Annotated in this window: 5 protein-coding genes; all 5 read right to left on the reverse strand. The window is 41.5% G+C overall.

What is annotated here, in order from left to right; translation table 11 throughout:
• A partial coding sequence (locus IQ229_RS06755) for a response regulator (protein WP_194042374.1) occupies window positions 1-311 on the reverse strand: 311 nt, incomplete at its 3' end.
• A 153-nt stretch (window positions 312-464) separates the two neighbouring features.
• A complete protein-coding gene (locus IQ229_RS06760) occupies window positions 465-2,012 on the reverse strand; it encodes a sensor histidine kinase (RefSeq protein WP_194042376.1) in 1,548 nt (515 codons plus the stop codon).
• On the reverse strand, window positions 1,981-3,957 hold the full coding sequence (locus tag IQ229_RS06765; protein WP_194042378.1) for a CHASE3 domain-containing protein: 1,977 nt from the start codon (window positions 3,955-3,957) through the stop codon (window positions 1,981-1,983). The genes IQ229_RS06760 and IQ229_RS06765 overlap by 32 nt, the downstream gene beginning before the upstream one ends.
• 799 nt (window positions 3,958-4,756) lie before the next feature.
• Window positions 4,757-5,569 (reverse strand): class I SAM-dependent methyltransferase, encoded by an 813-nt coding sequence (locus IQ229_RS06770; protein ID WP_194042380.1) that lies wholly within the window; start codon window positions 5,567-5,569, stop codon window positions 4,757-4,759.
• A 358-nt stretch (window positions 5,570-5,927) separates the two neighbouring features.
• Window positions 5,928-6,458: an AbfB domain-containing protein gene (locus IQ229_RS06775; protein ID WP_194042382.1), complete on the reverse strand. Its 531-nt coding sequence runs from the start codon at window positions 6,456-6,458 to the stop codon at window positions 5,928-5,930.
• Window positions 6,459-7,215 lie beyond the last annotated feature (757 nt).

Below are 7,215 nucleotides of genomic sequence, written 5' to 3' on the forward strand. Positions count from 1 at the left end.
GCATACTCTCTCGATGAGGTGAAAACTACGACAGGTAAGCGCTTGAGTTCTGGTTGCTGCCGTAACCACATTAAAACCTCAGCGCCGGATCTGCGGGGGAGTTTCAGATCGAGCAAGATTAGTACAGGCAAGGGATAACGAGTGCGATCGCCATAAGGTTCCTCTCCAGAGAGATATAACACTGCTGCATCGCCATCATTTACCACCTGAACTGGATTAACAATATTAGCCTTGCGGAGCGCCCGTTGCAGCAGCAGCACATCTTTGTGATTATCCTCTACAAGTAAAATAGTGTCTTGCTCTTTACTCATGAAATTTTGTCTTTAAGGGCAGGGGGCAGGAGGAAAGACAGTTTTTCAAAACCTACTGTGTGCCCCAGATCATAGGGCAAGGGTTTTGCACCGAATATTTAAGAGTGTAGAAATAATTTTATGTTTGCCCGTAATCAAGAGGATGAAAAGATTTTAAGGATTTCCATTTATAACTATAGGTAAATCTATCCAAAATCGGCTCCCCTGTCCAGGTTGGGATTCTACACCAACTTCCCCACCCATACGTTCGACTCCTTTGCGGACAATTGCTAAACCGATACCACTACCAGGATAAACTTCATAGCTGTGTAGGCGCTCAAAAACATTGAAAATGCGTTTTTGGTATTTTTCCTCAATACCAATGCCATTGTCTTGCACCCATAAGCGAACCAATCTATTACGTTTCTCAGTCCATATTCGTAACTGAGGTTGAACTCCTGGTGCAACAAATTTAATCGCATTAGTTAGCAAATTGGTAACTACTTGAATCAAAATAGTAGGGTTTCCCGTAAGTTCAGCTAAAGGCTCTTCAACTTGCACTCTCGCCTGTTGCTGCGTTATTTCTAGTTCTAACTGTCTCAATATTTGTATCATTAATAAAGATAAGTTAATAGCTTGTAATGGCATTTCAGTCCGGCTGAGGCGACTGTATTCAAGCAGATCCTGAACAAGCTTGTCTGCTTGCTGTGTACTTGCAATAATGCGCTGCAAATAGTTTTGTTGGTTCTCTAGGTTAGATTCCCTATTGTGGTTCTCTAGGAGGATTGAACCAAACGCTTGGATAGCGCGTAATGGTTCTCGCAAATCGTGGGAAATTGAATAAGTAAATGCTTCTAAATCTTGATTAGCCAGTGCTAATTCTTGATTTGTCTGTGCTAAATCTCGATTTGCTACTTCTAATTCAGCTGTACGCTCCCTGACTCGCTCCTCTAAGGTTTGGTTGAGTTGCTGAATTTCAATTTCAGCTTGTTTACGAGATGTAATATCTTCAATTAAGCCATCTATTACCTGTTGTCCCTCAACTGTATTTAGAGCTATGCTTAATCCAACCCAGATCGGTCTTCCATCTGCTCGTTGTAATTGAATCTCTTGCTCTTGCTGTTGAGGTGGCGGCAGTTGTTGTAGTATTGAGTAATATTCATGGATGTTCAATAGATTCATCGTTGAGGCTTGGGATAATGAATCCAGCCGCAAGAATTCCAGAAACGCTGGGTTACACTCAATAAAATTTCCATCTGGATAAGTACGAAATATACCTAGTTTTAATTGGTTGAGCAAACCTTGGAGACGTATGTCGAGTAGGGTGGCTCGTCTTTTTATTTCTGCTCGTTCTAGTGCAACTCGCACAGCAGCTGGTATGCGAATGTAGCGGTTGGGTAATTTCAGGACATAATCATCTAGTCCAGACTTCATTGCCTCTACCGCAATTTCTTCACTACCTGTATTAGTAAACATAATCACTGGGCAGTTTGGATACTGTTGCTTAATGGTATGCAAAACTTCTAGTCCAGTACTCCAGCCCAGTTGGTAGTCAGTAATAACCAAATCGAATTCACCTGCTGTTACTGCACTAGCAAAACCAGAGGCTTCGCGAATTTCTTGAGGTTGAAATTGCGGAAATTCTCGCCTCAGTTCTCGGATTACTAAAGCGCGATCACCTGGATTGTCATCAATTATCAGAATGCGGAGTACTTGCGTCATTCGTATCGTTGCTATGAAGAACGGCTTTTGGCAGGGCAATCCAAAAGCGACTACCAGTACCTAATTGCGATTCTACTCCGGCTCGACCGCCCATTCGCTCTAATCCTTTGCGGACAATTGCTAAACCAATGCCAGTACCTGGATAGATTTCCACGCCATGCAGTCGTTCAAAGACCCGAAAAATGCGCTCTTGATGTTCTGGCGCAATGCCGATGCCGTTGTCCACAATCGATAATTGTATTGAATCTTGCTGTTCCTCTGCATAGATTTGTACTTTTGGTTGTATTCCAGGCTGCACAAATTTCATTGCATTGCTGAGTAAATTAGTTACTATCTGAACAAGTGTAGAGCGATGAGCTATCACTAGTGGCAAGGGTTTTGCTACCGTAACTTGTGCAAGCTGTTCCTGCACTTGTTTGCTGAGTTGTTTTAAAGCTTCCTCAACAACATTAGTTAAATCAACTTTTTGCATTTGAATTTGAACACGGCTGAGGCGGCTGTATGCCAGGAGTTCGGCAATTAGGGTGTCCATTTGGACTGCACCCTCTGTAATATATTGAATGTATTCTTGCCCAACCGAGTCTAGTTTGTCTGTGTAATCTTCTTGCAATGCCTGAGCAAAGCCTTGCATAGTACGTAACGGTGCCCGTAAATCGTGCGATATCGTGTAAGTAAAGGCTTCTAGTTCTTGATTTGTTTCTTGCAACTGTGTAGTGCGCTCGGCAACACGCTGTTCTAGTTCCAAAGCGTAATTTTGAAGTTGTTCGCGTAGCAAAGATTGTTGGATAGCGATCGCTAACTGAGCCGCTACCTCAACCACAACATCTTGTCCTTGAGCATCAAAAACGTCTGTCTGAGTCGCTGCTAAGTTTAGTTCCCCTAGCAGCGTTTCTTCAACTAACATCGGAATCCGCAAACAACAACGCATTCCTGCCGAATGCAACTGTTTTAAAATAGGTGGGTAAAGCTTAACATTTGTCAAGTCTTCAACATAACTAAGGTTTTGTTGTAAGCTTTGCTCAGGCGCAAAGTCTGATACTGCCAGCTTTGTGCCTTCAAGGGGTTGTAATTCTTTAGTGCTGCTGCCTGCCACAATTTCAGCTGTGCCTGCCTCAAAATTAAATAGGGCCACAAATGCTTGCTCATAGGGTACTAACTGACGCATTTGTATCAGTGCAGTTCGGACTAGAGATTTGATCGACTCAGCGGCTAAAATTGCCCGATCAATATTATGTAAAGCAGCAAGTCTTTGGGCAGAAAGCTGAACATTTTCAGTTTGTACTTGGGCAGTTTTGAGAGCATTCTCATAATTGTCAGACACATATGCAATTTGCCGCCGGATATAAAAGGCAAGGACGCCACCAGCAGCAAGCGACAGAATTATACTAGTAAAAATGACTCGCCCCGTAGTCTGTTGGACTGTTTGGTTGCGCTGATACCGTAGCTGTTCTTCAGTAGCGATAAAATCAGTAATTTGATTTCGCATCACGTCCATGCTCTGTTTGCGAACCTCAATTGCTGATAGGGGTTCAGTTTCACCTCTTTGTTTGCGGACGATCGCTTGGGAAATAGAGTTCTTCCAAACTGTTTGCTCTGCCTTAATTTGCCTTAAGCGTTGACTTTGTTGGGGATTATCTGAAACTAAATCACCCAACTCATTAAAAGTAGTATTAATGGTAGAGTTAGCTTGCTGATAAGGTTCAAGAAATTCTGGCTTACTTGTAAGCTGGTATCCACGTACTCCTGTCTCCAGATCCAGTAATAGTTTTTGCAAGCCATTTACTTGAGCAATTACTTGGTCAGTGTGCTCAACCCATTGCATAGCCGAAAGCAGGCGGGTAATTTGCCAGATTGAAACTCCTGACAACGACAATAATAGGATAATCGGCAGAGCGATCGCGCCGATCAACCTACGCCTGAATGCAACTTGAGTAATTTGCAGCATTAACTTATATCAGGTTAGGTTAAACACTTATAATATTCTGTAGGTTGGGTTGAAGAACGAAACCCACCCAACATTTGATCATTGTTCATGTTGCGTTCAACTCAACCTTGTATCTTAGAACAAGTGGTAGACCGTCCCCTCTTACCAAGGACAGGGGGGTTAAAACGATCTCAAATTCTCACAACTCATTTAGGACTGTTATAGAAATCCTAAATGAGTTGTGAAAATTGAGTGACCCAGATCCCCGACTTCTCAAAGAAGTCGGGGATCTTATTGTTCACGATTGATTTAGGACTGCTATATATAAGCAACAGATACCTCGAAGTCGTGTTGAAGTACTCCAAAGTCGTGTTGGAGTACTCCAAAGTTGTGTTGGAGTACTCCAAAGTCGTGTTGAGGTACTCCAAAGTCGTGTTGAAGTACTCCAAAGTCGTGTTGAGGTACTCCAAAGTCGTGTTGAGGTACTCCAAAGTCGTGTTGAGGTACTCCAAAGTCGTGTTGAGGTACTCCAAAATCGTGTTGAGGTACTCCAAAGTCGTGTTGAGGTACTCCAAACTTTGTCGCACCGCGATCGAGTACACAGGTGCGTAGGGCTACGCCTACGCTTGACTTTTAAGACAGTCGCTACATTAATAGATTTTATTACAAGTAATCACCCGAACTTGATATTATGCTATAGCAGCATTTGTACAGTAAACGACACTATCTTGAAAATAACTTTGTTTACGTAGCTGCTTTGAACGCGAGATTCAGGATTGTCTAGGGGACAACGCCAACTTATGTTGTCATTGTTTTTTACTCACATTTCTAGCTTCCGGCCAACCATATACCACAAACCCACGGCATAGCGGATGTAATTGAGTTCTGTAAAACCTGCTTTCGCAAACTCGTACTCAAAGTTGAAATGGATAAAGTCATCTAACCACGGTTCTTGAAAAGAAGCACTGAGGGCGTATTCACCCCGATAGGTATCAGCGTATAGTACCCAACCTCCGGGTTTGGTGATTCGGTACATCTCCTTCAGAATCTTAGGAGTCCACTCTTTAGGTGTCTCGTGAAAGAGTAGTGATGATGTGACAAGATCGAAGGAGTTGTCAGGGTAGCCAGTGTTACGAGCGTCCACCTGCTCGAACGATGCCCGCTCACTCAATCCAGCCTTGTTAAACTTGTGCTGACTAATCACCAGCATATAAGGTGAAACATCAGTAATGCGAAAAGTGGCCTGTAGAAACCGCTGTGCCAGTGCCAGCGATCCACCAGCCGTACCTGCACCAAGCTCTAGCACCGTCTCAATTTGAGCATCTTGAGGAATTAGTTTAGCCATTGTCTCGCGCAACTGCTGGCAACTAACATTGTGGCTGAGGGGAATAATGGCATCCATCGCAGCATCCCAGGCTAAACACGACTGAGGGTTAGTGTAGGAATCAGTTGACCCATGAATGGGAGCGTGGATATAGTCAGGGTAATATTCATGCTCAATATGGTAGCCTTTGAGTTCCTCTTCCCAATTAATTGAGGCATATTCCTGCATTACTGAGGGCATGGCTGCGGTGATGCGTTGAATTACCTCGGTTCGATACGCTTGTTTTTTCTCTGCGTTCCATCTCGGCATAATCATCTCCTACTTACACTCGTTACTGGTATTCCTAGATTCCAATCTGGAACGAGAAATAAACTGCAAATATACTGCAAATATGATAGAGCAATACTCCAGACAGTTTTTAATTGAGCCAATTCACAAGAAAGCTATCGATCCTTTAGGGTGCTGGTTAAAACAAACAAGCACCGGAACGATAGCTATATGTAAATTGTACAGAGTCTGCTAGAAAAAATGGACGGTTTAGGTAAACCACAGATGAAGGAGTTAACAAAAGAATATTGTCATCTCTAGTAATGTACCAACGCGCCAAGACAGTTTACTATATACAAGCCATCAGGAATTGAATGGCTAGGTTTGTAAGCCACTTTAACTAACGAGTGAACGGTGCTACTAGTGTAAAAGTGGCATCGTTTAAAAACAAGCTATTAGTGGTGTACGGGTCAATATATAGTTTGAAGTTTCTGTGACGTATGTAGTAAGTAGGAAAATTATATGACTGAAAAGAAACATTTGTTAAACTTGCTAAACCTGGTTTTATACAAAACGTTGCATCAGCTTTTAACTGTGCAGTATTGTCATTGCGATCTAATCTAATTTGAAAATTTTGATGTCTTAAGTAGTATCCTGGCAAATTTGAGGATTCAAATGAAACACAGTTAGAAGAAGCTAGCCCTGACCTTACTCTAAAACTTGCGTCTCCTCTGTCTAGAGAACTTGAAATGGGGCTAACTTCGCCAAGTAAATTGCGATGACGAATATAGTAGCTACGAAGATTAAATGCTCGTATTGAGACAGCCGATTCAACAGGAGTCGACTCTGCGATCGCAGGATTAATTGATGTAGAAATAGATATAGGAAGCGCTGATAAGGTTAGCGCTAGTGTAAAGAGGTTATTTTTCATGGCTACAATCTTTTTAGATGACCATTGGCAAAACAATGCTTTTACTTAAGTAGTGTAGTATTAATTCTAGAAATGCTAGGAATTAGTTAAAAATATTTACATAGGTTGTCTTCAGCTTAAAGGCTTCGTGCGATGAAAATACTCTTATTTGTTGCTGTATTAGTACTGAGCTAATTAAACTCTACGAAAGCAAATTTTACGTAAAAATCTGTTTATATTAAAGTTAAAGATTGAACCAAGTATCAGGGCTGAATGTTACTAAAATAGGCATTTCAGGTTTTGTTAATGCCATTGGCATCAGAGACTATTTATAAAGTAAAAATAAAATTACTATAGAGTCGCTTAGGCACATATTTTAATATGGTTTATTACGAAAATTTCGGTCAACTGCCTAATGCCCCGTACTACGTGGCGTTGTGTTGAGCTAAAGCGATAAAACACCCTACTTAAAATTTCTTTTATAAATTAACTCTCATGCCCATTAGTCTGCCTAAGTAATGGGGATTGTGACGTTCCCAAATATCTAGGAGTGGCAGGTGTAAATAAAGCTAATACCAATTTGGGAAAAGAACACAACAGATACCTGACTAGGGGTGCGCAGCTACCTGTATGCCCCTACAAGCAATCCATCTGTCGCAAAGATTAATTAAATTGGTATAACTGTTTAAATTTAAGTAAATACTGAAAAAAATCTGAAAAATTCCGCTAAAGTCTTATTTAAAACAAACTTTATTCTTTTTACAAATGAATATAGAAG

It is taken from the genome of Nostoc cf. edaphicum LEGE 07299, assembly GCF_015207245.1.
Taxonomy (GTDB): Bacteria; Cyanobacteriota; Cyanobacteriia; order Cyanobacteriales; family Nostocaceae; genus Nostoc; species Nostoc edaphicum_B.

Excerpts from the sequence above, each read along its gene's own strand:
- IQ229_RS06775 (WP_194042382.1), bottom strand. The coding sequence starts at position 6,458 with ATGAAAAATAACCTCTTTACACTAGCGCTAACCTTATCAGCGCTTCCT.
- IQ229_RS06760 (WP_194042376.1), bottom strand. The coding sequence starts at position 2,012 with ATGACGCAAGTACTCCGCATTCTGATAATTGATGACAATCCAGGTGAT.
- IQ229_RS06765 (WP_194042378.1), bottom strand. The coding sequence starts at position 3,957 with ATGCTGCAAATTACTCAAGTTGCATTCAGGCGTAGGTTGATCGGCGCG.
- IQ229_RS06770 (WP_194042380.1), bottom strand. The coding sequence starts at position 5,569 with ATGCCGAGATGGAACGCAGAGAAAAAACAAGCGTATCGAACCGAGGTA.